The organism is Chryseobacterium antibioticum (assembly GCF_012927325.1).
GTDB classification, from domain to species: Bacteria; Bacteroidota; Bacteroidia; order Flavobacteriales; family Weeksellaceae; genus Chryseobacterium; species Chryseobacterium antibioticum.
Map to the genome: position 1 here is coordinate 38,032 of NZ_JABBGI010000013.1, position 25,792 is coordinate 63,823.

Here is a 25,792-nt window from a genome sequence, read left to right on the forward strand (position 1 = left end):
TTTTTTATATATCTTTGCACTCTTAAATATTTAACTGGGACGAGTTCCCATAAAATTCACAACATTATGTCAGTAAAAATCAGATTACAAAGACACGGTAAAAAAGGTAAGCCTTTTTTCCACATCGTGGTTGCAGATTCTAGAGCAAGAAGAGATGGTAGATTCATCGAGAAACTAGGAACTTACAACCCAATTACTAACCCTGCAACTATCGATTTGAACGTTGACGCTGCTGTAAAGTGGTTAAACAACGGTGCTCAGCCAACTGATACTGCAAAAGCAATCCTTTCTTACAAAGGTGCTCTTTACAAAAAACACTTACAAGGTGGAGTTGCTAAAGGTGCTTTTGACGAGGCTGAAGCTGAAAAAAGATTCAGTGCTTGGGTAGAATCTAAAGAACAAAAAGTACAAGGTAAAGTAGAAGGTTTAACTAAAGCTCAAGCTGATTCTAAGAAAGCTGCTTTAGACGCTGAAGCTAAAGTAAACGAAGCTAGAATTGCTGCTGCTGCACAAGTTGAAGCTGATGCTAAAGCTGCTGAAGAAGCTGCTAACGCACCTGCTGAGGAAGTTGTGGAAGCTACAGAAGGAGAAGCTCCTGCTGCTGAAACTGAAGAAAACACTGAAGCTTAATAATAAACCTGTATGCGTAAAGAAGATTGCTATTTACTAGGAAAAATCACACGCAGACATGGCCTTGCGGGAAATGTTATCCTTAAACTGGATACCGATCAACCCGAGCTTTACAATAAATTGGAATCAATATTCGTTGAAATCAACGGATTATTGGTTCCATTTTTTATTGAAAGATCAGCTTGGAGCAAAAATGATGCTCTGAACCTTGCCTTTAAAAACTCTTCTGAAACACTGGTAGACCAATCTTTAGGGAAAAGCGTTTACTTACCGCTTACTACACTTCCGAAACTTTCCGGAAAACAGTTTTACTATCATGAGATCATCGGTTTCGATATTCTTGATCAAAATGATAAAGAATGCGGTGTGATAAGATCTGTAAACGACCAGACTGCCCAAAACTATTTCGTTACCAACCTGGATGGAAAAGAAGTAGTGATTCCTATCATCAAAGACTGGATTCTTGAAGTGGACAGAGAAGAACGGTTTATTAAAATGCAACTTCCGGAAGGACTTATCGACGTTTTTTTAGTGTCCTCTAAAAAAGACGAATAATCTAGTTTTTCAGATAATAGACCTGAAATTTCCCCTCTTTCATATTACTTACTAAAAAATATTTCCCCGTTTTGGTCTTTATAGGCTCAGAAGCGACTATTTTCGTATGGTCTTCTTTGGTGGAAACCGTTTTGTCACCGAGTTTTACATCATAATAATACATATAAACCGGATTATATCCGAAAGAAGCTACAAAATGATTTCCTGTGCTGAACCATTGGTTTCCGGAAACAATTTTATCCTTTACGCTAAACGATATAGTATCTCTGTACTCTTTACGGATTTTGGGTGAAAAATTGTTCTCTTCCTGAGACAGTTTTATCTTATGGCGAAGTTCTATATACAAAGAATCACTTTCTTCAGAAAATTTTTCAGAAGTTTTTTTCAGAGATCCCAGAAGATTTGAAGATACGAAGTAGGCCTTTTTCTGATTAGGATTAACCAAGTAATTGTCATCATAAGCCGCGTAATTCAAAATTTCGGAGTTTACATCTTCCGGGATCAGCAGGATCTGATCTGCTTTCTTCAAAATGTTTTTTTGAAGAACAGCCTGCTCATCAGCTATTTTTCTCAATAATACAGAATCTTTTTCAGGCTCTCCCACATGAAGAAGATGCTCATATTTCTTGCTGACATCATTGAGATCATATATAGGAAGAATTTGTTTGTAACGGAAATCCGGAGCCAGATATTTCCGGTTATTAGCATATAGATTACCGGCTGTATCCACGAAAGCAAGATTGTTGATATTCGGTCTGTTTTTCCAATGCTCAAAAATGGCCAGCTTGCCTTCAGTCATTATAAAAATCATGTTGGTGCTGTTTTGGTAAGAATCTGTGAGCGGGAAATTATAAACAAACAGGTAATTATCTTTAACCAGATACCTGCAGTTGTCCTTCTGTGAAAGCGGAAGCTCCATGACCTTTTCTAAAACAATGGTTTTATCTGAAAAATGGGGAAATTCTGGGATCTCAGGATGTTTGTCTTCTTCTACATCAGTTTTGGGACTGTAGCATGATGATAAAACGAAAAGTGACAGTATAAGTGAAATCCTCATGGGTTATTTTTAATAAAGATACATTTTTTACCTATTCATTCGTATCCGGAAATTCCTGTTCTGCTTAAATAGGATATTAAAAAATATAAAATACCTCAATAACAAAGACTTCACAAAAAAAAATGAGTGACTATCATTAATCACTCATTATTTATTATTCATTACGATTGCTCATTACTTATTGTGAACAGCCGGCAGAAGATATTCCTCAACTATTTTATCTGCCTGTAAATGGGCATAAGGTCTGTTGTAGGCTTTAGCTGTAATGACAATCACAACAGGAATTTCTGTGAAAATAATAATTTTATTTCCTCCGTTTCCACTGGATTGATACGCTTCAAAATTTTGATTGCCTACTTTATACACTTTCCTCCAGAATAAATAGCCATATCCTTCAAAATCCGGATTGTCTGTGAAGTAATTGGTGAAAGATTTCTTTACCCAATTTTTGTCAATAATATTTTGACCATTCCACATTCCGTTGTTTTTATAGAGCTGTCCGAATTTTGCAAAATCCAGCGTTCTCATGCGAAGTCCACCAGCCAGAGAAGGCCTGTGTTGTGGCGTAAACTGCCATTTGTAATTCGTAATTCCAAGAGGTTGGAATAACTTTTTTCCGGCATAGTTTTGCAAGCCTTTAGGAACTTTTTTATCTAAAATATCCCCTGTCAGTACAACACCGGCAGTGAAATAGCTCCAGCTTTTTCCAGGTTTGTTTTCGGTGGTCGGTAGATCCAGGATAAACTTCACCCAATTTTCTGTAGGATACATATTTTCTTCATTTCCCGGAGATTCTTCATCCATATCATTGCCATCAAAGCCGGAACTCATGGTCAAAAGGCTTTTTATGGTAATGCTGTCTTTGTGAGAAGAATAATTTTTGAACGGTTTCAGATCATAGAATTCTTTCAGTATCAGGTTTTCATTTTTAATATATCCATCTTTAATGGCGATACCCATCAGAGCTGAGGCAAAGGATTTACCAACCGAACGCGTATCCTGCAATGAATCTCTTCCGGACTGACTGAAATATTCCTCCAGAAGAAGCTTTTCATTTTTGATGATAACAATACTGGTGATATCTCTGAACCTGTTCTCTGCAATTTTCGTATTTAAAAGCCTGATTTTTTCCTGATCAAATTTTTCATCAGACACTTTCCATCCGCTGTCAGGTTGTATCTTTTGAATGGCAATTTGCTGCTCCGAAATACTTTTATGAGGAACCTTTAACTGAATTTCACCCGCTGCAATCGTATTTCCAACCTTTAACGATGACGTTTTCAGGTAGGGCTTGATTTCAATTTTTAAAAGATGATTCCCTTCTTCCAGTGCATCAATTCCACCATTACCCAGATAAAATCTCATCCACATATATTTCCCCCATGAATCCTCATTTTTTGAACTTAATAATGGAATTCTTAAAGTGGTTTTCTTCTTTTTATCTTCCGGTAGTCCTGCTCCGGTATTTAAATTTTCTGTATAAATTAATTTCTCGTCTACATAGAAATTGAATTGATAATTTCCTTTTTTCAGCAATTCATCAGAGGACAAAGACGGATCGATCTGATGTAAATAATTGACCAGAGAATTGTCCATAAAAACACGAATGTCGAGATCTTTATCCTCCTGAAAGACCATCGTTTTGAGAAAATCCGATTCTTTTATCTGGTCTGGAGCAATAACTTTATCCAGAAAAATAATCTTGTTGATGTATTTTTTATGAATAGGTTGTAGGATAACATTAGGCTCTGCAACATTTTTTGACTGGCCTGAAGAAAGTCCAAAACTAAGAAGCAAAACAAACACTAGAATAGATTTCATTGTAATATTTTATCTGAGCAAAAATAGGAACTGCTCTTCACAAAAAATAGAATGAAATTAACATTATTATTTCTTCAGAAGGTTTTTGTACCGCAAAGGAGTAATGCCCGTATTTTCTTTGAACGACCGGATGAAGTGACTTTGATCTGCAAAACCACATTCCAGGGCTACTTCGGCCAAAGATGGGTAAGTATTGAGAAGTGTTAAAGATTTATTGATCTTCAGTTTTCTGATATACGCTCCTAAACTGCAGTGAAAATGTTTCTGAAAGTCCCGGCTTAGATGGACCGGATGAATGTCTATTGTTTTAGAAAGATCTGTCAGGTTCAGTTTTTCTGTGAAATTTTCATGCAGTATTTCATCAATCTTACGCACCCAACCTGGTTTTTTATCGGAGTGTTCAACCTTATCTGATAATTCACTGAAAATATTAAGCAAAAGCTCGTGAACAGATAGCTCAAAAGAAGGGTCATTTAATTTTGTTTCTCTGAAAATCTTATACATCAACAATTTTAAAGCTGGATTTTTCAAATTAAAGCTTCCTTCAATACTGTCTTTTGAAATCTGAAATTTCTCAAACCAGTTTTCAGTCACTTCAAGATGAAATCCTCTCGTAAATACATCCGGTTTGATGTTGTAATGAGCATCTTCCCAGTGGTGATAGAGCAGTGTTCCTGCCGGACAGTCATAGATTTCTTTTTTGTTGCCTTCTTTCATATTTCCCTGCAATATAAAAGTGAAATAAGCATTTTCATGATAATGCCAGTCGACGAAAGGGTGCGTGTATTCGGTATCCGTAATGGTCAATCCATCAAAACGAAGCGTTTCATTAGTCTGTCCAAAAAATTCACCATTATAGAGGTTTTTCATACTATAGTTTTTGTTTTAAATTTTCAATCTGTTCGTACATTTTATTGAAAAATATTTTTCTATCCCTGTTTCCGGACGTGTTCAGAGATTTTGAATTTTTAATCTGATGTTCAAAATAATTTATTGCTTCGTTACAGGTTTTAGCATCATTGATCAGAATATAACCAAACATATTCACAGGTATAGCAAAAAGGGATTGGTGAGGATGATGAAAAAAGATGTCATTAGAAAGATGCATCAACTCATTTTCATACAGGTGAAATTTTGGATTGTTTTCTGTTTTTTGTTCAATATATTCTATAAGTTCTTTGAGCTCTTCCAGAATAACCTGACCCTCATTTTTTTGTAAAAGCCCCGTTTCATAATAAAATAAGACCTGTTGCAAAATACTGGAAATGGTCCTGTCATTCCATAATTCTACGATATTTTGCGCTTCATACTTTTTCTTGAGTTCCTGAGTGTTTGATTCAAAATAAGGAGGCGAAAACTTCAGAAAAGGAATAAAAACCTGCTTCGCATTAAGCAGATTCATCCAGACATAAATTTTAAAACGTGAAAGCAATGTATCTGAAAGTGTATAAAAAAACGGAATGTCCTTGGCGGAATAATAAATAGTCATCTCATCAGAAAGGGGCAGATTTTCAAAAATGTTGAGATTATTCTGAAAAAAAGACTGTAAATCTTCTGTTTCGTTCACCACTGAAGTTTTCTGAACCACAAGCTGCTGGTCTGAGGTTATAAATTGATTGAGAGAAATCTGATAATATTTGGCCAGTTCCAAAGCCTCTTCAAAACTGAACTTTGCTTTCAGAGACGTTCTTCTGTGTGATGCATCATAACTTATATTCAGAATATTGGCAATCTCATCATTCAAAGATTTATCACCGATTTTTCTGCGAATTTCCTTAAGTAAAAGTTCCTGATACATGGTTTTGTGATTTTCACAAATGTACTTCTTTATTTTAATTTTTTTTCGCATTCGGATTGGTGTTTTTCACAGATACTTTTGAAGTGTAATTTTAAAACAATGAGTTATGAAAACAAATTTTATGATCATGATCTCCCTCTTTGCAGGAAGTGTGGTCAGTGCTCAGGACAGTTTAAATACGATATCATATAAGCCTAAGTTTATTGCTTTTTCACCTTCCAAAGAAACTAAAAATGTTAATGGAGTGCTTATTAAATATTACGATGAGATTGATCAGGAAATACAGCCTAAGAAAGTCAATGGGGTTGGATTGGGGTTTAATGGTTTAGGGATTTTCTTTCCCGTATTGTTTCTTGTCAATATTACATCCATCAACAATTGGGGCATTAATGATATTGGTTCAGAACCTTTACCCGATAAAATGAATACAATTAACGGGATGCAGCTCTCTATCGTCAATATGGAGCCTACAGTTACGAATGGACTGGAATTGAGTTTGTCCAGTAATATAAGTGCGCCTTCGGTGATCAACGGAGTTGCCGTTTCACCACTGTACAATTTTCATCATACCACAAAAGGAGTGACCGTTTCCACTTTTGCGAATGTAAGTCAAAAGTGCAGAGGTATTCAGGTAGCTTTGATTAATGTCTGCAAAGATTCAAGGGGAATACAGATTGGCTTTTGGAATGAAAATGAAAAAAGAAAAATGCCTTTGATCAACTGGAATTTTAAAAATAAAAAGTTATGAAAAAGTTACCATATCTGCTTATCGCAATCAGATTTATCCTTGCTCCAATCATTTTGTTATTAGCGTATTTCAAAGGTACAGAATCAAGATTTTTAATTTTAGGATTCATGTATTTCGGATTATTAACCGATATCTTCGATGGAATCATAGCTCGAAAGGTGGGCGTTTCATCAGAAAAATTAAGAAGACTTGATAGCCAGACCGATTTGATTTTTTGGCTTTCGTTGGGATTTGCGTCCTATTTCCTGAATCCTGAATTCATTAAAAATGAATGGTGGGGAATTCTTTTAATCTTTGTCATGGAAGCACTTTGCTACATCGTCAGTATCTGGAAATTTGGGAAAGAAACCTGCACTCATGCTTTTCTGTCAAAAATGTGGGGCTTGAGTCTGCTGATTGCTTTTACGTATTTAATAGGTTTTCAGCAAGCAGGTTGGGCATTTTATCTTACGGTTGTACTGGGATTTGTATCTCATATCGACGTGATTTTAATTGTCTTGCTGCTTCCAAAATGGCAATACGACATCCCAAGTTCCTATCACGCCTGGAAAATCAGAAACGGAAAAGAGAGGAAAAAAACAGTATTCTTTAATTAAAGTAAGGAAGTTCGGAGATGGAAGAGGGAAGTCATTGAGGCCGAAAAGAGCAATGCCAGTCTTATTTTAAACGCTGCTTTATCAAATTTTACCACAACTGTCAGAAATTATAAGCCCAACGTTAACTTCCAGCCCCCTCTTCCAACTTCCTGCCCCTTAAATCTACCCAAATAATATTTACAGCATAGTTTTAGATTGAATATTTTGATAAATGATTTTTTAAAAAGACAGCGTAATCATCAAGTTGCGCTGTTTTTTTGTAACTTTGCAGACGTTAATTTTTAAACGAAAATTTATAATCAACAAATGAAAAAGCAGACGATTAAAGAAATCCTACAGGATTACAAGAAAGTATTACATCATGACATTACTGTTTACGGATGGGTAAGAGCATTCCGTTCAAACCGCTTTATTGCCCTTAATGATGGATCTACGATTAATAATTTGCAAATAGTTGTTGATTTCGAAAATTTTGATGAAGAAATCATCAAGAAAATCAGTACAGCTTCTTCTCTTAAAGTAGTGGGAGAAGTGGTAGAAAGCCAGGGAGCTGGCCAGACGGTTGAAATTATTGCTAAAAAGATCATTATTTTAGGGGATAACTTCACAGAAGAACTTCAGAACACCATTCTTCAGCCTAAAAAACACAGTTTAGAGAAGCTTCGTGAGCAAGCGCATTTAAGATTCAGAACCAATGTATTTGGAGCTGTTTTCAGAGTACGTCACGCCGTGAGTTTTGCCGTACATGCATTCTTTAACCAAAACCAGTTCTTCTATATCAATACACCCATTATTACAGGTGCAGATGCAGAAGGTGCAGGAGAAATGTTCGGTGTAACGAACTTTGACCTGAACAATATGCCAAGAACTGAAGACGGTGAGATTGATTTTGCACAGGATTTCTTCGGTAAAAAAACCAACCTGACGGTTTCCGGACAGCTTGAAGGAGAAACTGCAGCCATGGGATTAGGAAGAATCTATACCTTCGGACCCACTTTCCGTGCAGAAAACTCAAACACCACAAGACACCTTGCAGAATTCTGGATGATAGAGCCGGAAGTAGCATTTAACAACCTTGAAGACAATATCGATCTTGCGGAAGATTTCTTAAAATATGTGATCCAGTACGTTCTTGACAACTGTAAAGATGATCTTGAATTCCTGGACAAACGTTTTGAAGAAGAACAGAAAGGAAAACCTGAAAAAGACAGAGCAAAAGAAGGTCTTATCGAAAAGCTTCAGAATGTAGTGGCTAAACGTTTCAAACGTGTAAGCTATACAGAAGCTATTGAGATCCTGTTGAACTCAAAAGAAAATAAAAAAGGAAAATTCCAGTATCCGGTTGAAAGCTGGGGAACGGATCTTCAGTCTGAACATGAAAGATACCTGGTTGAAAAACACTTTGAAAGCCCGGTGGTATTGTTCGACTATCCAAAAGAGATCAAAGCTTTCTATATGAAACTGAACGATGATAATAAGACTGTTGCAGCAATGGACGTTCTTTTCCCAGGTATTGGGGAGATCATCGGAGGATCTGAAAGAGAAGCAAGACTTGATGTTTTAAAACAGAAAATGGAAGATATGCATGTAGATGCAGAAGAACTTTGGTGGTACCTTGATACCCGAAAATTCGGTTCTGTGCCGCATGCGGGCTTCGGTTTAGGGTTGGAAAGACTGGTTCTTTTCGTAACAGGAATGACCAATATCAGAGATGTGATTCCTTTCCCTAGAACGCCGAAAAGCGCTGAATTCTAGATCAATAAAAAAAGCCTTAATGTAAAAATTAAGGCTTTTTTATTTTCTAATAGTTTATTATGTTAATAAGTATAATGCAAAAATCATGCTAAATGTATTTTTTGTCGAATTAATTTATTAAATTCGTAGAATATGTTATGTTAAAACACAAAGACTAATATGCTTAAACAACACTTACAACTCAAGTTAGGACAGAAGCTGGCACCTCAGCAGATCCAGCTGATGAAGCTTATTCAGCTTCACACACTGGAATTCGAAGAGGAGCTGGAAAGAGAGCTAGAAGAGAATCCTGCTTTGGAAATTGTAAAGGAAGATCCTAAGGAAGACGATTTTTCTTCTCTTGAAGATGCTTATCAGGATGAAGGGACAGCAAGTATTGAAACAGATTTTGATGTCAACGATTATATCTACGATGACGAACCCAACTATAAAACGGCATCCAGCAACTATTCTCCGGACGATGAAGAATTTGATAACGAAAGTCTCCTGACAGAAGGACAGTCTTTATATGACTATCTTCTGGAGCAGATCCGTTTGATCAATATCAGTGATGAGGATGAGAAAATCGCAGAATATGTGATCGGAAATCTTGACACGGACGGATATTTAAGAAGAGAGATCAAAGCGATTGTAGATGATCTTGCTTTTTCGCAGGGAATTTATACCACCAAGGAAAAAGTAGATGATATCTTAGAGAATTATATCCAGAAACTTGATCCGCCTGGGGTAGGAGCACGTGGCCTTCAGGAATGCTTGCTGCTTCAGATCGAAAAGAAAGTAAGCTCTGATAAAGCAGTTTCTCTGGCTGCCAATATCCTAAGATATCAATTCGATGCCCTTACCAATAAGCATTACAATAAGATCATCCAGAAGTATGATATTGAAGAAGAGGATCTTAAAGATGCTTTGGACGAAATCTCAAAACTTTCTCCAAAAGTAGGCGGGAACTTTGATACACAGACGATCACCATCAACCAGGAAATTATTCCGGATTTTGTGATCCAGGTGAAAGACGGAATGGTCATCCCAATGCTTAACAGCAAAAATGCACCAACTTTAAGAGTGTCTGAAGAATATAAGGATATTTTGACCACCTATTCCCACGATAAAAACTCTTCGGAGCATAAACAGGCTGCCTTGTTTATCAAACAGAAATTAGACGCGGCAAAATGGTATATCGATGCTATCAACCAGCGCCAGAATACCCTGTTACAAACGATCACGGCTATTGTGAAATTTCAGAAAGAATATTTCATTACAGGTGATGAAAAATCACTGAGACCCATGATTCTGAAAGACATTGCAGATATCACTGGATTTGATATTTCTACCATTTCAAGAGTAGTAAAAAGTAAATATGCTGATACATCGAACGGAATCCTTTATCTGAAAGACTTGTTCTCAGATAGTCTGACCAATGATGATGGGGAAGAAGTTTCTACCAAAGAAATCAAAATGCATCTTCAGGAAGTGATCAGTAAGGAGAATAAGAGAAAACCTCTTACAGATGATGCTCTGGTAGTCATCCTGAAAGAACAGGGCTACAATATTGCCAGAAGAACGATCGCTAAATACCGTGAACAACTTAATATTCCGGTTGCGAGATTAAGAAAAGAACTTTAATAAGTTGCCTATAAATAAGTAAAAGCCCGGTATTTCCGGGCTTTTCTTTGTTTTTAAATTGAAAATCTCTGTGGTAGCTTTTTAGATACGTTGTTTTGCTTTATCCAGTTCGAGTTCTTTAATAGAAATCTCACGCATTTCCACTTTTCGTATTTTCCCGGAGATGGTCATGGGGAATTCGTCCACAAATTTCCAGTATTTCGGAACTTTATAATGCGCAATTCTTCCTTTACAGTACTCCAGAAGTTCGGCTTCTGTTATATCAAAGCCTTTTCGGACTTTTACCCAGGCCATCACTTCTTCCCCATATTTTTCACTTGGAATCCCGATGATCTGTACATCAAGAATATTGACATACGTGTACAGAAAGTCTTCGATCTCTTTAGGTGAGATATTTTCACCACCACTGATGATCAGGTCTTTTATTCGTCCCGAAATCGTAATATAACCTTTATCGTCCATTACGGCCATATCTCCGGTATGCATCCATCGGGCGTCGTCCAGTACCTTTTTTGTGTTTTCGGGATCATTCCAGTATTTCAGCATTACAGAATAGCCTCTCGTACAGAGTTCACCGTGCTCGCCACGTTCTACCGTCTTTCCGTTTTCGTCAATGATCTTTATTTCAAGATGATCCTGAACGGTTCCTACAGTACTGACCTGCTTTTCCAAAGGTGTCCCGATCAGGGTCTGGGTAGAAACAGGAGAGGTTTCCGTCATTCCGTAACAAATGCTCATTTCTTTAATATTCATGAGGTTTTCCACCTTTTTCATGATCTCCGGAGGACAGATGGATCCTGCCATGACCCCGGTTCTTAAATTTGAAAAATCATAGGTGTCAAAATCCTTAACCGCCAGTTCAGCGATGAACATGGTGGGAACTCCGTATAAAGAGGTACATTTTTCATCAGAAACCGTTTTCAGTGTAATATCCGGATCAAAGCTGTCATTGGGAATTACCATGCATGCCCCGTGAGCGGTACAGCATATATTGCCGATTACCATTCCAAAACAGTGATAAAACGGAACAGGAATACAAACGCGATCTTTCTGTGAATATTTTAAACGTATCCCTATAGAATATCCGTTATTTAAAATATTGTGATGGGAGAGAGTGACCCCTTTTGGAAAACCCGTCGTTCCGGAAGTATACTGAATGTTCACAGCATCATCAAACTGCACATGTTCCTCAAAACTGTGAAGCGTGTCATCTGAAATATCCTGCCCTTTATTTAAAAAATTTTCCCAGTTATCATCAAAGAAAATTTCATTTTCCAGACTGGGGCAGACTTCCTTAGCATACTCTACCATTTCCTTATAATTGCTTGTTTTAAAGCTTAAGGAAGAAAAAATAAAACGAATTCCCGATTGGTTGATGACGTAAGTAAGTTCATGAGTTCTGTAAGCAGGATTGATATTAACCAAAATGGTTCCTATCCGGGCTGTAGCATATTGAAGGAGTACCCATTCATAGCGGTTTGAAGACCAGATTCCGATTCTGTCTCCGGCTTTTGCGCCTAAAAAAATTAATGCTTTTGCAACAGCTGTGGTCTGATTATAAAACTCCTGGTATGTCGCTCTGTAATTCTGATGAACGCAGACTAAAGCTTCCTGATTAGGGTATTTTTCAACAGTCTTTTTAAGATTTCCTCCGATCGTTTGTCCCAATAATGGAACAGAGGAAGCTCCGTAGACGTAAGATAATGGCATAGTTTAAGATTTGGTGGAATAAAATTAATGAAAAATCTTTAACTGATGCCTGTTTATGCTAATTTTCCTGAGATTCTATGTCTTTAAGCTGTTTTAAATTTCTGTCGAGTTTTCGGATAATAATGCCGTACACAAGTCTGTAATAAAGCCAGATCAAAAGTACACATAATACCGTACTTACAACGATTCCGATAATAACGATAATCAGGTTGGAGTTGTCCGGCTGTACATTTTGGGAGTTTAATACATAAAAGATGAATGCAGTAAATACAAAGGTAAAAGCAATCAGAAGGGCAATACTGATCAGGATAAAAGCGTTGACGGTCTTCTTGAATTTAATGATTCTTATAATGAGACCTTTCAGGTTTTCTTCGATCTTTATTTTGCGGTAATTCTGATAAAATTTAAGGACGAAATAGGCCGTGATAAGCAGACTTAAAATTTTTATAGCTAAATAAGCATGATCAAAATTGGTTTCTATTTCAGGGGCCTTCTGGGCGCCAAGTTTTTCCAATATTTTACGGAAACTGTCTGACTCTTCATCCTGAAAGAAATAAAATAATCCAAGAACGGAAAAGAATAAAAATTCTGCAACGCTGATCCAGAAAATGTACTTCACATAATTGCGTGATTTTCTGTTCAGCATCTGAAGGATTTCAGTGCTGTCGTATTTCGGTTGAACAGGTTGTTCCTGCCATGTTTTCTTAAAGCTGTCTAAATCAAAATCAGGCATATTTTTCCATCTGTTCTTTAAGGGTTTTCTTTAATCTGTTCATTTTCACACGGGCATTGACCTCGGTGATTCCAAGGTTTTCTGCAATATCCTTATAGGGCAGGTCGTCAAGATACATCATTACAATCGCTCTTTCTACGTTGGGGAGGGTTTTGATCACGGTATACAGAAGCGAGATCTGCTGCTGCTTATCGTCGTCATCCTCCACAAAATCTCTATGGTTGATGTCCAACTCATTCGTAGGAAGGCTTTTGCTTTTTTTTCTGAAAAGAGTAATGGCTGTATTAAGTGCTACGCGGTACATCCACGTAGAAATTTTAGAGTTCCCTTTAAAAGAATCGTAGCTTCTCCAAAGCTGCAGTACGATCTCCTGAAACAGGTCCTCTTCATCTTCAAGAGAATTGGTATACAGACGCGAAACTTTAATAATCAGGCCCTGATTATCTTTAATAAGCTGCGCAAATTCTTTTTCTCTGGAAGTCATAGATATATAATGGCACGAAGATAATAATAATGCAGTGATTTGTTGATATGATGACAGGATAATTTAATGATTTGGATAGGTGATGTTGATTTATAAATAGAGTAATCTAAATCCTTGCATCATCACATCACCAAATAATCCGTATCTTTGCAACCGCGAGAAAATCGGCTTGTTGATTCCTGTTTCGACAGGGGTAGGAAAGTCCGGACACCATAGAGCAGCAAAGCGGATAACATCCGTCACCCGTGAGGGTAGGACAAGTGCAACAGAAAGCAGGTACAGTTCGGCTGTAGTGAAACCAGGTAAACTCTTTGCGGTGCAATGATAAGTATATCGGTTCTTTTCAGCAATGGAAATTAGGGGCGGCTCGTCCTGAAAGCCGAGGGGTAATCAGCTCAAGTTTTGCAGCAATGTAAGACGCAGATAAATAACAGGCACTTCTCAGGAAGAACAAAATCCGGCTTATAGATTTTCTCGTGATTTTTATGTACGTTACAAAACTGTTTATAAAAAATAAAAGCGGAGACCAAGTCTCCGCTTTTATTATGGATATATTTGAAAATACGTTATGGTGTCAGTACCTGTGATCGTAAACCATTCTGCAGAACCGTCCGGTGTAGAAAAATAGTCAACGCTGGTAATGCATGAATTAGGAGTAGCATTTCCAACACTTTGATTGAATCCGATTACCTTGTTTCCTGTTCCGGCATAATACATCTGGAATTTTGAAGTGACCCACTTCGTGTTGTTAGCAATGACACCACCAGGCATAAGACTTGGATTGTTCCATAATCTTATGGTTGAAGGCGACGGCCCAAGTGTTACAATCCAATTGGTGATTGGATACAGAGAACTATTGAATTGATCTCTGTAATTTTCTATTTTCCAGGCAAGGCCATTTCCCATGTGTGAATCCGCAGGGATAATCATGGTGGCAGGATCATTGTTCATGACGGCAGGAACACAGCCGTTGAGATTCATAGCCATAAGATTTCCGTGAAAATCATGGGGAGAATAATTGTTAAGCATAAACATTCCCTGCGAATAAGCCAGTGATGCTGCCGTTATTCCTACTACTGTTAAAATCTTTGTCATAGGTTACTTGTCAAATTTAATATTTTTACGGATCTCATCGCTTTTCTGCATATAGATCTGGGTAGCCCAAACGATGATCTGGCTCATGTCGCCACCGGTTTTTCTTGTCAGTTCAGCTTCCGTAACGCCCGTGGAAAGGATTAATTCTTTAGAAGCAGGCACAAGAAGCGCTTTTCTTCTGTCACTCAGTTCCGAAGTATTTCTTTTTCTTTCCTCTTCCGTGGGTCTGTTTTGCGGATCTCCAAGGCTTTTAAAAGCTTTGTCGAAGTTTTCCATCTGCGGAGTTTTCATGCTTTCTACTGTATTCACAGCGCTCCCTTCATTATTACATGATATCAAAGTTAAAGCGGCAAAAGCAGCTGATAAAAGAAGTTTTTTCATAATTAATTAGATTTAGGTTTGATTAATAAATTTGTAAGTAAGAATAGGTGATGTTCGCTATCGTAATATTGACCATTCTGCATCTCCGTAAGGCGTTGAAATATACCCGTTGGCACTTGTACAAGGATCAGGAGATTCACCGATCAATCCACTGAAACCAGGCTCCGGATTGGAAGTTCCTGCGTAATACATCTGAAACTGGGAAGAAGCCCATTTAACATTGGTAGAAATAACGCCACCCGGTGCTATGCTCGCATGGTTCCAGGCTCTTATCTGAGATGTAGTAGGGGAAAGCTGAAGTGTCCAGTTGGTTGTAGGATATAAAGAACTTGTATATTGGTCTTTGAAATTCTTGTAAGCCAGTTCTTTACCGTTGCCTGTATGCGAATCCGCAGGTACGGTGATTGCTGTTGGAGTGCTGGATGTTACGTAGGGGTGGCAGCCTCCGGCAAAATTATGAGCACCAAGAGTTCCTTGAAAATCAAAAGCAGTAGAATAGTTATTAACGATCATAATGCTGTGCTGCGAATAGGCATATGAGAGGAACGTAAGTGAAATGATGGTGAATATCTTTTTCATGATTTTATAATTAGTTTAAGTATTCGAAATCTGATCTTTAGTAAAGTTGCAGATAAGTGATCCCACTAATGACAAATATTTCTGCACTGTTGTCTCCTGATGCCGTAGCAAAATAAGTCAGGGGATTGGGGCTGCAGGGATTGGGGAGACCTAAATTAGCCTGGAATTCAGGGTTTGATGTGTTGGTTCCGGGAAGCGTGGTGTAAAACTTGGTAAAGTACCATCGGGTAGTGTTTGAAATAGTACCACCGGGAGATAGATTTATATCATCCCAAGGCATGATAGTAGGTGTATTAGGATTCAAATAGACTACCCAGTTGGTCGTTGGATATAAAGAGTAAAACTGGTTCAGATAATCTTTATAGACCAATTCATGTCCGTTACCGATATGAGAATCAGCAGGAACTACAATTTCAGCTTCGTTTGCCACCCGTGGATAACATCCCACAGAAGAATTGCCGGCAATCATAAAACCGTGATAATCATATTTTGAATAATTATTAATGACCAGCATTCCCTGTGAATAAGCAAGAGAAGCCGCTGCTGTTCCCAGTAGTAATAAAACTTTTTTCATAATTAAATTAATAAAGTTGGATATAGGTATAGGTAGTGCCCCCGCTCGCTATCGTAAATATTTCAGCACTGTTATTTCCTGTGGAAGTAATAAGATAATCGGATGCAGTGTAACAGGTATTTCCTGCAAGTGTTACAGCACCGTTAAAATTATCCGGAGCAAGCGTTGTGGTTCCGGGGTAATACATCACAAACTTTGTGGTTGCCCATTTTGTATTGTTGGATAAAACTCCACCAGGCATTACAGAAGGATGATTCCACAATCTTGATATACCTGGCGCTACTGATGTACTTACATACCAGGCAGTCATTGGATATAAAGAAGAAGTGTACTGGTCCTTGTAATTAATGTATTTCAATTCATTTCCGTTACCCATATGCGAATCGGCAGGAACTGTCACCATATCCGGATTGTTGGAGATGATGTAAGGGTAGCATCCCCCTGAAAAATTATTAGCCACAATGAATCCCGAAAAATCATAGATAGAATAGTTGTTGAGAACAAGAGTTCCTCCCTGAGAATAGCCCAGAGAAAAAGCGGCTAGGCCTAATACTGTTAGTAATTTTTTCATGATGATTAATTTTAAGATTTGATGTTTTTACGGATTTCGTTACTTTTCTGCATATAGATCTGCGTAGCCCAAACGATGATCTGGCTCATGTCGCCACCGGTTTTTCTTGTCATTTCAGCTTCTGTAACACCTGTAGAAAGAATAAGTTCTTTGGATGCAGGAACCAGAAGTGCTTTTCTTCTGTTGCTGAGCTCAGAAGTATTTCTTTTTCTTTCTTCTTCAGTAGGTCTGTTCTGTGGATCTCCTAAGCTTTTAAAAGCTTTGTCGAAGTTTTCCATTTGCGGAGTTTTCATGCTTTCTGCAGTATTGACTGCAACGCTCTCATTGTTACATGATGCTAAGGTTAAAGCGGCAAAAACTGCCGATAAAAAAAGTTTTTTCATAGTTAAATCATTTTAATAAAGATTGATATAAGTGTAATTTATTCCACCGCTTGATATCATAAACATTTCCGCGCTGTTACTTCCGGATGGTGTAGTGAAATAGTCAGGAGCCAGATAGCAGGAATTTCCTGCGACACTTAAATTGGCATTGAAATTATCCGGTGCATTAGTAGTGGTACCAGCAATACGCATTTGAAATTTTGTAGCCCCCCATCTTGTATTATTAGAAACAGGGGAGCCGGGCATCACAGCAGGGTGGTTCCATAATCTTGGGGGTCCGGCGGTGGCTGAGAGGCTTACATTCCATTCAGTTACCGGATATAGCGATGAAGTATACTGATCTCTGTAGTTATCATACCGCAGCTCAGTTCCTGTGCTCATATTGGCATTGGCAGGAACGGTGATCATGTTAGGATCTTTTGAACTTACATAGGGATAGCATCCTCCCGCAAAATTATGGGCAATGATAGCACCGTAATAATCATAGGGTGTGTAGTTATTCACAACGAGCGTCCCTCCCTGCGAGTATCCCAGAGAAAAAGTGGCTAAGCCTAATACTATTAGTAATTTTTTCATAACAATTAATTATTTGTCAGATTTAATATTTTTACGGATTTCGTTACTCTTCTGCATGTAAATTTGAGTTGCCCAGACGATGATCTGGCTCATATCACCACCGGTTTTTCTGGTCAGCTCAGCCTCTGTTATTCCTGTAGAAAGAATGAGTTCTTTGGAGGCCGGAACCAGAAGCGCTTTTCTTCTGTCGCTCAGTTCAGAAGTATTTCTTTTTCTTTCCTCTTCAGTAGGTCTGTTCTGTGGATCTCCCAGGCTTTTAAAAGCTTTGTCAAAATTTTCCATCTGTGAGGTTTTCATACTTTCTACAGTGCTTGCAGCAGCACTTTCATTGCTGCACGATCCTAATGTTAAAATGGCCAGTACAGCCGATAAAAAGAGTTTTTTCATGATTAATTTATATGAGAGTTACTATTAAAATGATATTGAAATTTGAACATAGAGCATCTTCAGAAAGCAAAACAGATGCTTTCCGTATCGATGATTTTTGATAAAATAGGCAACTGCGGAACAGCTGCCGTTTATTTAAAAGATCTGCAGATAAGTGGTTGGTCCGCTAGGAGTGGTGATCGTAAACCAGTCTGCACTTGAAACACTTCCGGTTGCGGTATTCACAAACCAAGGGTCAACAGCAGGATCTCCCATCTGGTAAGTATCAACTCCGTTTTGGGTTACCGGATCTTTAAGTATGAAATGAAATCCCGCCCATACATTGGAAGGATTCATTACAGTGGCAATAAAAGGATGATTATAGGCATATGTTCCGTTGTTAGCCGGATTGGTAGGATCTCCAACATACCATGATGTGATCGGATAAGGAGCTGTCCCAGATGTACTGAATGTATTGTACTGAGTAAATCCTCCTGCAGGTATAGTATAAGATCCGTAAGGAATGTTGGGTGCCGCGTACATATAAGGACCAGGTGCACTTATTGGACTGGTACGAAGTCTGCCCTCTGCATTATAAGCACTGTAGTTCTGAATAACGAGAGGAGAAGTTTGCGCAAAAGCAAGAACACCTGCCAGAGCGGATAAAAGTAATGGTATCTTTTTCATAGTAATATAAGGTAAATGGTTTATTGAATGACTAAATAAGTATAAACGTCTGTGCCGGCAGTGATGGTGAACCACTTGGCATTTCCCCAGGCTGTGTTGATTACATCGGGAGCAGTATTGCACGGAGCGGCTGTTTCCCCGATATTTCCGTTAAAGTAGGTTTCAGGGACAGAAGTTCCGGCGTGAAACATCTGAAATTTAGACATCGACCATTTGGTGTTATTGGAAATCACACCACCAGGCATCAGACTGGGATGACTCCATGGCCTTGGTGAGACGGTAGATCCTGGCCCAAAATAAACATTCCATATAGTAACCGGAAAGGCGGAGGAAGAATACTGGTCCCTGTAATTTTCATATTTTGCAGTAGCTCCTGCCGGTACAACGATAGCATCAGGATTTTGGGAGGCGATAACTGGATAACACCCTCCTCCTGCATTGTTATTGGCAAAAATAGCTCCATGGAAATCGTAATTCGTGGTGAAATTCTGAATAATTAGCATTCCTCCCTGAGCATATGCCGAAGAAACAGAACATATACCGAGTAGCAGTAAAAACTTTTTCATAATCTATTTCTCAGATTTTAGGTTCTTACGGATCTCGTCACTTTTCTGCATATAGATGTTGGTAGCCCACACAATAATCTGGCTTATATCACCGCCTGTTTTTCTTGTGAGCTCAGCTTCTGTAACGCCTGAGGAAAGGATCAGCTCCTTAGAGGCGGGAAGAAGAAGAGCCTTTCTTCTGTCGCTTAGTTCAGAGGTGTTTCTTTGCTTTTCCTCTTCAGTAGGTCTGTTCTGTGGGTAGCCGAGACTTTTAAAAGCTTTGTCAAACCTCTCCATTTGTGGAGTCTTCATACTTTGTACCGTATTGACAGCTGTTCCCTCACTGTTACAGGAAATAATACTTATTATAGCAATTGCTGATAATAATAAATGTTTTTTCATAGCTAAAGTTTAATGATTGGTGGTAAAAACTTAATTTTTGATAAATGTATAAAAAAAAATAACGTGAACAATAAATTATTCACGTTTTAGTGTTTTTAAGTTAAATTTATTTACCGTTACTTAACTATGTGGTAATAATTTACAGTGATCTATTATTCACTCTCAAGTGTTTTTTTTGCTTCATCAAGCTCTGATCTTTCCTTTTCACTCAGCTGCGGATACTTAAGATTCATCTTTTCCAGCGTATCAATAATGATCTGTACAGCAGCTACTCTGGCAAACCATTTATTGTCTGCGGGAAGCACGTACCAGGGTGCATGATCTTTTGCTGTTTCATTGATGGCTGTTTCATAAGCTTCCATGTATTTGGGAAACAATGCTCTTTCCGGAAGATCAGCAGCAGAGAATTTCCAGTTTTTCTCCTGTTCCTCGATTCTGTCAAGCAATCTTTTCTTTTGCTCGTCCTTAGAGACATTTAAAAATATTTTTACAATGGTGGTTCCGTTTTGGGAAAGGTGTTGTTCAAAATTTCTGATGCTTTCATATCTGTTTTCCCAGAATTTATCATCGAAATCCTTTACAGAAGACCATGTTTTCTCGCTGAGGTTGTATTCAGGATGAACTTTACATACCAGAACACTTTCATAATGAGATCGGTTGAAGATGCCAATCATTCCTTTCTGTGGAAGAGCCAGATAATGTCTCCAAAGAAAATCGTGGGAATATTCTTTCGAACTTGGCGTTTTAAAGCTCGTAACATTGCAGCCCTGTGGATTTACACCTCCGAAAACATGTTCTATCAGACTGTCTTTTCCTGCTGCATCCATCGCCTGAAGAATCACAAGCAGAGATTGACTGCCGTCAGCATACAGTTTTTCCTGCAGGTCACGGAGTTTTTCTTTTTCCTGTATCAGTAACTGTCCGCCTTCTTCTTTGGTCAGCTTTCCTTTATATTCTGTTGAAGTTTTTTTTATTGAAAATTTTCCTTTTACCAGGAAATCATCTGAGAAATTGGTATCCATATTTTTTTAAATATTAAATGATTGAATAATTTAAAGATTGAGAGATTAGAGAATTAGGAGAACTTTTAACTAATATCTAACTTCTAATCTCTAAAATCTTATTTAAATGTAATAAAAAAACCGTCTCCAATGAAGACGGTTTTTTTATTTTTTTGAATAGAGATTACTTTGCTGCTGCTTTTTTAGCAAGTTTAGCGGCTTTCTTTTCAGCTTTAGCTGCTGCTTTTTGCTCTTCAGCTGTCAACGGCTTCGGTTCAGGAGCGCTGGCGTCTACATTACCTTTGATGTAGATTACGCTTCTGCTGTTAGCCGGGTCATTAGAGAAAACCTCAATCATTTTATTGAAAGGTCCGTTAAGAGTAGTATTATATCCTACTTTGATCTTAGCAGATTTTCCTGGCATGATCGGGTCCTGGCTGAACTCAGGAGTTGTACATCCGCAAGAAGGCTTTACATTGGAAAGGATCAAAGGTTTGTCACCTGTATTGGTTACTGTGAAAAATCTTGTACCGTCTGCACTTGGCTTGATTGTACCATAGTCAAATGTAGTTTTATCAAATGTAATAGTCTGTGCAGATGCCAATGCAAATGTTCCAAATAATGCAATTCCTGCAATTAATTTTTTCATATTCTTGAATGTTAATATGTTTGTTAGATAAATTTTGAGAAACAAAGTTAAAAATTATTTTAATTCATACTTAAAATTTTTTTTCTTTAGACTATTTTTGCAAATTGTAAGCAAAAGAAATAGAATTTTATGCAGATTTCAGAAAAGTACAATCCACAGGAAACTGAACAGAAATGGTACAACTTCTGGATGGAAAACAAATATTTCCATTCAGAACCTAATGAGAAACCACCATATACTGTGGTAATTCCTCCGCCAAACGTAACGGGGATATTACACATGGGACATATGTTGAACAATACCATTCAAGATGTTCTCGTCCGCCGTGCAAGAATGCAGGGCTTTAATGCCTGCTGGATTCCGGGCACAGATCACGCTTCAATTGCTACTGAAGCCAAAGTTGTTGCTAAACTGAAGTCTGAAGGGATCAATAAATCAGATATTACCCGCGAAGAATTCTTAAAACATGCCTGGGAATGGACCGATAAATACGGAGGAACCATCCTTGAGCAGTTAAAAAAGTTGGGGTGCTCTTGTGATTGGGACAGAACACGTTTTACTCTGGAAGATAAAATGTCTCAGCAGGTGATCAAAAGCTTTGTAGATCTATATAATAAAGGATTGATCTACAGAGGATACAGAATGGTCAACTGGGATCCGGAAGCCAAAACCAATATCTCTGACGAAGAAGTTATCTTTAAAGAGCAAAACGGAAAATTATATTTCCTGAAATATAAGATAGAAGGAACAGAGGAATTTCTTTCTGTTGCTACAACGCGTCCCGAGACTATTTTCGGGGATACCGCCGTATGTATCAACCCGAATGATGAAAGATATGCTCATCTGAAAGGCAAAAATGTAATCGTACCGATCGTCAACAGAGTGATCCCCATCATTGAAGATGACTATGTAGATATTGAATTTGGAACGGGTGCTTTGAAAATTACACCTGCTCACGATACCAATGACTACGAAATCGGACAAAAACATCAGTTGAAAATGATTGATGCTTTGGATGACGATGGAAATCTTAACGAGCATGGTTTACATTATGCAGGAAAAAACAGATTTGACGTAAGAAAGCAGATCGCAAAAGAATTAGAAGAGAAAGATCTTTTGTTGAAAGCAGAAGATTACGTAAATAAAGTAGGAACATCTGAAAGAACAGGGGCTGTTATCGAGCCTAAAGTTTCAGTTCAGTGGTTCCTGAAAATGTCTGAAATTGCTAAACCCGCTTTGGATGTAGTAATGGATGATGAGGTTAAATTCTATCCTGAGAAGTTTAAGAATACCTACAAACACTGGATGGAAAATATCCGTGACTGGAACATTTCCCGTCAGCTTTGGTGGGGACAGCAGATTCCTGCTTTCTACTATGGAGAGGGAGAAAATGATTTTGTAGTTGCAGAAAACATCGAAGACGCTTTAGTCTTGGCTAAAGAAAAAACAGGAAACCCGGATCTCGAAACATCGAATCTAAGACAAGACGAAGATGCTCTTGACACCTGGTTCTCATCATGGTTATGGCCAATGTCTGTTTTTGATGGATTACTTGATCCTGAAAATAAAGATATCAATTATTATTATCCTACATCAGATTTGGTAACAGGTCCGGATATTATTTTCTTCTGGGTAGCCAGAATGATCATGGCCGGATTGGAATACAGAAAAGAGGTTCCATTCAAAAATGTTTATTTTACTGGTATTGTAAGAGACAAGCAAAGAAGAAAGATGTCTAAACAACTAGGCAACTCACCAGATCCTTTAGATCTGATTTCTAAATATGGGGCAGATGGTGTTCGTGTAGGAAGTCTATTAAGTGCACCTGCAGGAAATGACTTATTATTTGATGAAGATCTGATGGTTCAGGGAAGAAACTTCATGACGAAAATCTGGAGTGCTTTCCGTTTGATCAACATGTGGAATCATGAAGACAAACCATTGAATGATGCAGATAAACAAGCCATTGAATGGTTTGAAAATAAATTAAATAAAACAATTGCAGAAATTGACCAGCAGTTTGAGAAATTTAGAATCTCTGATGCCCTTCATTTAATTTATAAATTAATTTGGGATGATTTTTGTGGTTGGTACCTTGAAGCGATCAAGCCTAATTACGGAGAAGGAATTTCTAAGGAAGTTTATAACAGAACCGTTATTTTCTTTGAAGAGTTAATGAAACTTCTGCATCCGTTTATGCCTTTCCAATCCGAAGAAATCTGGCAGTTAATTTCTGAAAGAAACAGAGATGAAGCTTTGGTTATTGCTCAGCAGAAAAAAGCGGAAGCATTTAACGAAGATATTATCAAAAACTTCGAAACGGCATCAGAAGTTATTTCAGGGGTTAGAAATTACCGTCAGACAAAAGGTATTTCTCCAAAAGAAGTGGTAGAAATTTATACAAACGCTTCAGAATTTGCAAATGGATCTGTAATTAAGAAATTGGGTAATGTGTCTGAAATTCATTTCGGTGAAAAGACAGATAAGCCAAGCTTTACATTTTTAGTAGGAGCGACTGAAGTTTCTATTCCTCTAAGCGATAATTTAGATTTAGGCGAAGAGAAAAAGAAGACAGAAGAAGAATTAGCTTATTTAAAAGGATTCCTTATTTCTGTTGACAAGAAGCTTTCCAATGAGAAATTTGTAGCCAATGCTAAGCCTGAAGTTGTAGAGGTAGAACGCCAGAAACAGAAAGATGCTCAGGATAAAATTGTTATCTTAGAAGAGAAGCTGAAGAGTTTGTAAATTTAAAAGATAGATAATAAGTTTGTCGGAATGTCAGGCTGAGCACGGATTTTTATCTGTACTCAGCCTGACAGTTTAAATAATTTAAGAATAAATGACACACCTAGAAAACATAAAAAAGCTGTTCTCAAAGAACTTCGTAGAAAGCCCTTTACTGGAAAGCTTTGAAGTTGGGAAACTCTACCTTTCAAGTGGAAAACTGGTTGCCTGTGATCCTTTGATCACCAATGATATGCAGCCTTTCACTACAGAATTTCCAAAGGGGAATTTTTCTGTTTTACTGCATAAAGAAAGAGAAAGCAACTGTGTAGCATATGCAGAGGTTATTTTTAGCAATACGGAAATCACAGAATGGGAAATGGCAGTTACTGCAGGACAAAATGTGAAAGATCTTGCTGATGAAGAGGTTTTTGGATATCCTGTAGAAAGCGGGATGGGATGCCTGATGGACGTAGATACTCAAACCAGTCTTAACGAACTTGAAAAAAGACTGTATCATAGCAAAGGCGTAGATTTCATGGGGATCTATGAAGAATTCTTTCATGAGTATTTCTTTGATGAAAAGGGAGCTATCGATCAATATGCATTCCTGAAACCGGCTGATGAGCATCCTGGTACCATTTTCGCGTTTGAAACTGGATATGGTGAAGGTTTTTATGCGAGCTACATTGCATACGATAAAGATCACAAGCCTGTTAAGATAATTACTGAATTTATTGAGATAAGTTAATTAAATTAGTTATTTTTGAAACTTAGTTTTCTGAATAGATTATATTAAACTAACATAAAACACCAATGAACTTCTCATCAGAACAACCCAAAATTATTGTTGTAGGCAGCTCTTCTATAGATCTGGTTTTAGAAACCGAAAAAATACCTCAGCCCAATGAAACGGTTTTGGCCGTTAATTCAGATAGCTATTTTGGAGGTAAAGGCGCCAATCAGGCGGTAGGAACCTCAAGATTGGGAGCCAGTGTTTATTTTATTGGCTGTGTAGGTATGGATCCTCTTGGGCAGCAGATCATGCGGAATCTGGTAGGGGAAAACGTAAATGTAGGCTTTGTCCATGAGACGGATATGGAATCTACAGGTACAGCCTATGTAACCACCAGTCATGGGAATGCAGCTATTGTAGTGGTTCCTGCTGCTAATAAATGCTTGAGTATTGAACATATAGAAGAAGCAGATCGGTATTTTCAGACGGTAGATCTTATTCTTGTTCAGCTTGAAGTAGCGATGGAAGTGGTAGAATACACCATAAGAAAAGCGCAAAAATACGGAAAAAAGGTAGGACTGTATGCTTCACCGGCTATGAAGGTGAGTAAAGGAATTATCGAAAACGTAGATTTTATTGTTGCAAAAAGCAGCGAACTTCATACCGTTTTCGGGGAAGAGAAGAGAGAAGAGATTCTTAAAAAATATGTCAACAAAGTTTTTGTAAGAGACGATACGAATTCGACGATCTATTTTGATGGAACAGAAATGAAGTATTACAGAAACGACAAAGACGAGACCGTTTACAAAATGGGAATGGGCGATGCCTTTATTTCAGGATTTGCCGTAGCACTCTGCCATGGAAACACCATTGAGGATTGTGTGAAATTCGGGAACGAGGTTTCTTCAAGGGTTTCCGGAGGGAAGGGGTCGCAGACCGGACTTCCCAGAATGTCGGATTTCTTTTCCTAAAGCTATTTGCCACATATCGAAAGTCAGAAACTTAACATAAAA

Annotated in this window: 29 protein-coding genes and 1 other RNA gene; 10 read left to right on the plus strand and 20 right to left on the minus strand. The window is 37.9% G+C overall.

Annotated elements, in window-relative coordinates:
• The first annotated feature begins 66 nt into the window (after positions 1–66).
• On the plus strand, positions 67–630 hold the full coding sequence (locus HHL23_RS11425) for a 30S ribosomal protein S16 (RefSeq protein WP_169234936.1): 564 nt from the start codon (positions 67–69) through the stop codon (positions 628–630).
• A gap of 12 nt (positions 631–642) precedes the next feature.
• On the plus strand, positions 643–1,185 hold the full coding sequence (gene rimM, locus HHL23_RS11430; protein WP_169234937.1) for a ribosome maturation factor RimM: 543 nt from the start codon (positions 643–645) through the stop codon (positions 1,183–1,185).
• A gap of 1 nt (position 1,186) precedes the next feature.
• On the opposite strand, the gene HHL23_RS11435 is transcribed toward rimM, so the two are convergent.
• The 4 genes from HHL23_RS11435 to HHL23_RS11450 form a co-directional block, all read right to left on the minus strand.
• Positions 1,187–2,242, minus strand: a complete 1,056-nt coding sequence (locus tag HHL23_RS11435) for a hypothetical protein (RefSeq protein ID WP_169234938.1) — start codon at positions 2,240–2,242, stop codon at positions 1,187–1,189.
• A 174-nt stretch (positions 2,243–2,416) separates the two neighbouring features.
• Positions 2,417–4,063, minus strand: a complete 1,647-nt coding sequence (locus HHL23_RS11440) for a serine hydrolase domain-containing protein (RefSeq protein ID WP_169234939.1) — start codon at positions 4,061–4,063, stop codon at positions 2,417–2,419.
• Between the two features lie 66 nt (positions 4,064–4,129).
• Positions 4,130–4,933 (minus strand): helix-turn-helix domain-containing protein, encoded by an 804-nt coding sequence (locus tag HHL23_RS11445; RefSeq protein WP_169234940.1) that lies wholly within the window; start codon positions 4,931–4,933, stop codon positions 4,130–4,132.
• A 1-nt stretch (position 4,934) separates the two neighbouring features.
• Positions 4,935–5,912, minus strand: coding sequence for an XRE family transcriptional regulator (locus tag HHL23_RS11450; protein ID WP_228464723.1), 978 nt, complete (start codon positions 5,910–5,912; stop codon positions 4,935–4,937).
• A gap of 55 nt (positions 5,913–5,967) precedes the next feature.
• Between HHL23_RS11450 and HHL23_RS11455 the strand changes: the two genes are divergently transcribed.
• The 4 genes from HHL23_RS11455 (at position 5,968) to rpoN (ending at position 10,583) form a co-directional block, all read left to right on the plus strand.
• Positions 5,968–6,609: a hypothetical protein gene (locus tag HHL23_RS11455; protein ID WP_169234941.1), complete on the plus strand. Its 642-nt coding sequence runs from the start codon at positions 5,968–5,970 to the stop codon at positions 6,607–6,609.
• Complete coding sequence (locus tag HHL23_RS11460; RefSeq protein ID WP_169234942.1) at positions 6,606–7,205, plus strand: CDP-alcohol phosphatidyltransferase family protein; 600 nt, start codon at positions 6,606–6,608, stop codon at positions 7,203–7,205. The genes HHL23_RS11455 and HHL23_RS11460 overlap by 4 nt, the downstream gene beginning before the upstream one ends.
• A gap of 306 nt (positions 7,206–7,511) precedes the next feature.
• Positions 7,512–8,960, plus strand: a complete 1,449-nt coding sequence (asnS, locus tag HHL23_RS11465) for an asparagine--tRNA ligase (RefSeq protein WP_169234943.1) — start codon at positions 7,512–7,514, stop codon at positions 8,958–8,960.
• Positions 8,961–9,119: 159 nt separating this feature from the next.
• The gene (gene rpoN, locus HHL23_RS11470; RefSeq protein WP_169234944.1) at positions 9,120–10,583 is read left to right on the plus strand and encodes an RNA polymerase factor sigma-54; all 1,464 of its coding nucleotides are present in this window, start codon (positions 9,120–9,122) and stop codon (positions 10,581–10,583) included.
• An 81-nt stretch (positions 10,584–10,664) separates the two neighbouring features.
• Here rpoN and HHL23_RS11475 read toward each other — a convergent pair whose 3' ends face one another.
• From HHL23_RS11475 to HHL23_RS11485, 3 genes are read right to left on the minus strand one after another with little or no spacing between them, the layout of a single operon-like run.
• Positions 10,665–12,293 (minus strand): AMP-binding protein, encoded by a 1,629-nt coding sequence (locus HHL23_RS11475; RefSeq protein ID WP_169234945.1) that lies wholly within the window; start codon positions 12,291–12,293, stop codon positions 10,665–10,667.
• Between the two features lie 58 nt (positions 12,294–12,351).
• Positions 12,352–13,026 carry a beta-carotene 15,15'-monooxygenase gene (locus tag HHL23_RS11480; RefSeq protein WP_169234946.1) on the minus strand — a complete coding sequence of 225 codons (675 nt, stop codon included), beginning with the start codon at positions 13,024–13,026 and terminating at the stop codon, positions 12,352–12,354.
• On the minus strand, positions 13,019–13,510 hold the full coding sequence (locus HHL23_RS11485) for an RNA polymerase sigma factor (protein ID WP_034729370.1): 492 nt from the start codon (positions 13,508–13,510) through the stop codon (positions 13,019–13,021). The genes HHL23_RS11480 and HHL23_RS11485 overlap by 8 nt, the downstream gene beginning before the upstream one ends.
• 156 nt (positions 13,511–13,666) lie before the next feature.
• On the opposite strand from HHL23_RS11485, the gene rnpB reads away from it, so the two are divergent.
• Positions 13,667–13,991: RNase P RNA component class A (gene rnpB / locus HHL23_RS11490), an RNA gene on the plus strand.
• 62 nt (positions 13,992–14,053) lie between these two features.
• Here rnpB and HHL23_RS11495 read toward each other — a convergent pair.
• From HHL23_RS11495 to HHL23_RS11555, 13 genes are all read right to left on the minus strand, one after another.
• Complete coding sequence (locus HHL23_RS11495) at positions 14,054–14,605, minus strand: hypothetical protein (protein ID WP_169234947.1); 552 nt, start codon at positions 14,603–14,605, stop codon at positions 14,054–14,056.
• Positions 14,606–14,608: 3 nt separating this feature from the next.
• Positions 14,609–14,986, minus strand: a complete 378-nt coding sequence (locus HHL23_RS11500; RefSeq protein ID WP_169234948.1) for a hypothetical protein — start codon at positions 14,984–14,986, stop codon at positions 14,609–14,611.
• 57 nt (positions 14,987–15,043) lie between these two features.
• Positions 15,044–15,565 (minus strand): hypothetical protein, encoded by a 522-nt coding sequence (locus HHL23_RS11505; RefSeq protein WP_169234949.1) that lies wholly within the window; start codon positions 15,563–15,565, stop codon positions 15,044–15,046.
• A 37-nt stretch (positions 15,566–15,602) separates the two neighbouring features.
• Positions 15,603–16,139 carry a hypothetical protein gene (locus tag HHL23_RS11510; protein WP_169234950.1) on the minus strand — a complete coding sequence of 179 codons (537 nt, stop codon included), beginning with the start codon at positions 16,137–16,139 and terminating at the stop codon, positions 15,603–15,605.
• A 7-nt stretch (positions 16,140–16,146) separates the two neighbouring features.
• Positions 16,147–16,710: a hypothetical protein gene (locus HHL23_RS11515; RefSeq protein ID WP_169234951.1), complete on the minus strand. Its 564-nt coding sequence runs from the start codon at positions 16,708–16,710 to the stop codon at positions 16,147–16,149.
• Between the two features lie 11 nt (positions 16,711–16,721).
• The gene (locus tag HHL23_RS11520; protein WP_169234952.1) at positions 16,722–17,093 is read right to left on the minus strand and encodes a hypothetical protein; all 372 of its coding nucleotides are present in this window, start codon (positions 17,091–17,093) and stop codon (positions 16,722–16,724) included.
• A 12-nt stretch (positions 17,094–17,105) separates the two neighbouring features.
• On the minus strand, positions 17,106–17,669 hold the full coding sequence (locus HHL23_RS11525; protein ID WP_169234953.1) for a hypothetical protein: 564 nt from the start codon (positions 17,667–17,669) through the stop codon (positions 17,106–17,108).
• A gap of 9 nt (positions 17,670–17,678) precedes the next feature.
• Positions 17,679–18,056, minus strand: coding sequence for a hypothetical protein (locus HHL23_RS11530; protein WP_169234954.1), 378 nt, complete (start codon positions 18,054–18,056; stop codon positions 17,679–17,681).
• Between the two features lie 135 nt (positions 18,057–18,191).
• On the minus strand, positions 18,192–18,722 hold the full coding sequence (locus tag HHL23_RS11535) for a hypothetical protein (RefSeq protein ID WP_169234955.1): 531 nt from the start codon (positions 18,720–18,722) through the stop codon (positions 18,192–18,194).
• Between the two features lie 20 nt (positions 18,723–18,742).
• Positions 18,743–19,288: a hypothetical protein gene (locus tag HHL23_RS11540; protein WP_169234956.1), complete on the minus strand. Its 546-nt coding sequence runs from the start codon at positions 19,286–19,288 to the stop codon at positions 18,743–18,745.
• 3 nt (positions 19,289–19,291) lie between these two features.
• Entirely contained in the window at positions 19,292–19,669 is a 378-nt protein-coding gene (locus HHL23_RS11545) for a hypothetical protein (RefSeq protein ID WP_169234957.1), read from the minus strand.
• Between the two features lie 152 nt (positions 19,670–19,821).
• Complete coding sequence (locus HHL23_RS11550) at positions 19,822–20,691, minus strand: polyphosphate kinase 2 family protein (RefSeq protein ID WP_169234958.1); 870 nt, start codon at positions 20,689–20,691, stop codon at positions 19,822–19,824.
• 163 nt (positions 20,692–20,854) lie between these two features.
• Positions 20,855–21,319 carry a DUF1573 domain-containing protein gene (locus HHL23_RS11555; RefSeq protein WP_034729320.1) on the minus strand — a complete coding sequence of 155 codons (465 nt, stop codon included), beginning with the start codon at positions 21,317–21,319 and terminating at the stop codon, positions 20,855–20,857.
• A 129-nt stretch (positions 21,320–21,448) separates the two neighbouring features.
• Here HHL23_RS11555 and HHL23_RS11560 point away from each other — a divergent pair, with 129 nt between their 5' ends.
• The 3 genes from HHL23_RS11560 to HHL23_RS11570 all read left to right on the plus strand — a co-directional run bounded on the left by HHL23_RS11560 (position 21,449) and on the right by HHL23_RS11570 (position 25,750).
• Positions 21,449–24,064, plus strand: a complete 2,616-nt coding sequence (locus HHL23_RS11560) for a valine--tRNA ligase (RefSeq protein WP_169234959.1) — start codon at positions 21,449–21,451, stop codon at positions 24,062–24,064.
• A gap of 94 nt (positions 24,065–24,158) precedes the next feature.
• Positions 24,159–24,794, plus strand: a complete 636-nt coding sequence (locus HHL23_RS11565; protein WP_169234960.1) for a DUF4241 domain-containing protein — start codon at positions 24,159–24,161, stop codon at positions 24,792–24,794.
• Positions 24,795–24,859: 65 nt separating this feature from the next.
• Positions 24,860–25,750: a ribokinase gene (locus HHL23_RS11570; protein WP_169234961.1), complete on the plus strand. Its 891-nt coding sequence runs from the start codon at positions 24,860–24,862 to the stop codon at positions 25,748–25,750.
• The last annotated feature ends 42 nt before the right edge of the window (positions 25,751–25,792 follow it).

Coding starts and splice junctions, on each gene's coding strand:
- HHL23_RS11425 (WP_169234936.1), top strand. CDS start 67: ATGTCAGTAAAAATCAGATTACAAAGACACGGTAAAAAAGGTAAGCCT.
- rimM (WP_169234937.1), top strand. CDS start 643: ATGCGTAAAGAAGATTGCTATTTACTAGGAAAAATCACACGCAGACAT.
- HHL23_RS11435 (WP_169234938.1), bottom strand. CDS start 2,242: ATGAGGATTTCACTTATACTGTCACTTTTCGTTTTATCATCATGCTAC.
- HHL23_RS11440 (WP_169234939.1), bottom strand. CDS start 4,063: ATGAAATCTATTCTAGTGTTTGTTTTGCTTCTTAGTTTTGGACTTTCT.
- HHL23_RS11445 (WP_169234940.1), bottom strand. CDS start 4,933: ATGAAAAACCTCTATAATGGTGAATTTTTTGGACAGACTAATGAAACG.
- HHL23_RS11450 (WP_228464723.1), bottom strand. CDS start 5,912: ATGCGAAAAAAAATTAAAATAAAGAAGTACATTTGTGAAAATCACAAA.
- HHL23_RS11455 (WP_169234941.1), top strand. CDS start 5,968: ATGAAAACAAATTTTATGATCATGATCTCCCTCTTTGCAGGAAGTGTG.
- HHL23_RS11460 (WP_169234942.1), top strand. CDS start 6,606: ATGAAAAAGTTACCATATCTGCTTATCGCAATCAGATTTATCCTTGCT.
- asnS (WP_169234943.1), top strand. CDS start 7,512: ATGAAAAAGCAGACGATTAAAGAAATCCTACAGGATTACAAGAAAGTA.
- rpoN (WP_169234944.1), top strand. CDS start 9,120: ATGCTTAAACAACACTTACAACTCAAGTTAGGACAGAAGCTGGCACCT.
- HHL23_RS11475 (WP_169234945.1), bottom strand. CDS start 12,293: ATGCCATTATCTTACGTCTACGGAGCTTCCTCTGTTCCATTATTGGGA.
- HHL23_RS11480 (WP_169234946.1), bottom strand. CDS start 13,026: ATGCCTGATTTTGATTTAGACAGCTTTAAGAAAACATGGCAGGAACAA.
- HHL23_RS11485 (WP_034729370.1), bottom strand. CDS start 13,510: ATGACTTCCAGAGAAAAAGAATTTGCGCAGCTTATTAAAGATAATCAG.
- HHL23_RS11495 (WP_169234947.1), bottom strand. CDS start 14,605: ATGACAAAGATTTTAACAGTAGTAGGAATAACGGCAGCATCACTGGCT.
- HHL23_RS11500 (WP_169234948.1), bottom strand. CDS start 14,986: ATGAAAAAACTTCTTTTATCAGCTGCTTTTGCCGCTTTAACTTTGATA.
- HHL23_RS11505 (WP_169234949.1), bottom strand. CDS start 15,565: ATGAAAAAGATATTCACCATCATTTCACTTACGTTCCTCTCATATGCC.
- HHL23_RS11510 (WP_169234950.1), bottom strand. CDS start 16,139: ATGAAAAAAGTTTTATTACTACTGGGAACAGCAGCGGCTTCTCTTGCT.
- HHL23_RS11515 (WP_169234951.1), bottom strand. CDS start 16,710: ATGAAAAAATTACTAACAGTATTAGGCCTAGCCGCTTTTTCTCTGGGC.
- HHL23_RS11520 (WP_169234952.1), bottom strand. CDS start 17,093: ATGAAAAAACTTTTTTTATCGGCAGTTTTTGCCGCTTTAACCTTAGCA.
- HHL23_RS11525 (WP_169234953.1), bottom strand. CDS start 17,669: ATGAAAAAATTACTAATAGTATTAGGCTTAGCCACTTTTTCTCTGGGA.
- HHL23_RS11530 (WP_169234954.1), bottom strand. CDS start 18,056: ATGAAAAAACTCTTTTTATCGGCTGTACTGGCCATTTTAACATTAGGA.
- HHL23_RS11535 (WP_169234955.1), bottom strand. CDS start 18,722: ATGAAAAAGATACCATTACTTTTATCCGCTCTGGCAGGTGTTCTTGCT.
- HHL23_RS11540 (WP_169234956.1), bottom strand. CDS start 19,288: ATGAAAAAGTTTTTACTGCTACTCGGTATATGTTCTGTTTCTTCGGCA.
- HHL23_RS11545 (WP_169234957.1), bottom strand. CDS start 19,669: ATGAAAAAACATTTATTATTATCAGCAATTGCTATAATAAGTATTATT.
- HHL23_RS11550 (WP_169234958.1), bottom strand. CDS start 20,691: ATGGATACCAATTTCTCAGATGATTTCCTGGTAAAAGGAAAATTTTCA.
- HHL23_RS11555 (WP_034729320.1), bottom strand. CDS start 21,319: ATGAAAAAATTAATTGCAGGAATTGCATTATTTGGAACATTTGCATTG.
- HHL23_RS11560 (WP_169234959.1), top strand. CDS start 21,449: ATGCAGATTTCAGAAAAGTACAATCCACAGGAAACTGAACAGAAATGG.
- HHL23_RS11565 (WP_169234960.1), top strand. CDS start 24,159: ATGACACACCTAGAAAACATAAAAAAGCTGTTCTCAAAGAACTTCGTA.
- HHL23_RS11570 (WP_169234961.1), top strand. CDS start 24,860: ATGAACTTCTCATCAGAACAACCCAAAATTATTGTTGTAGGCAGCTCT.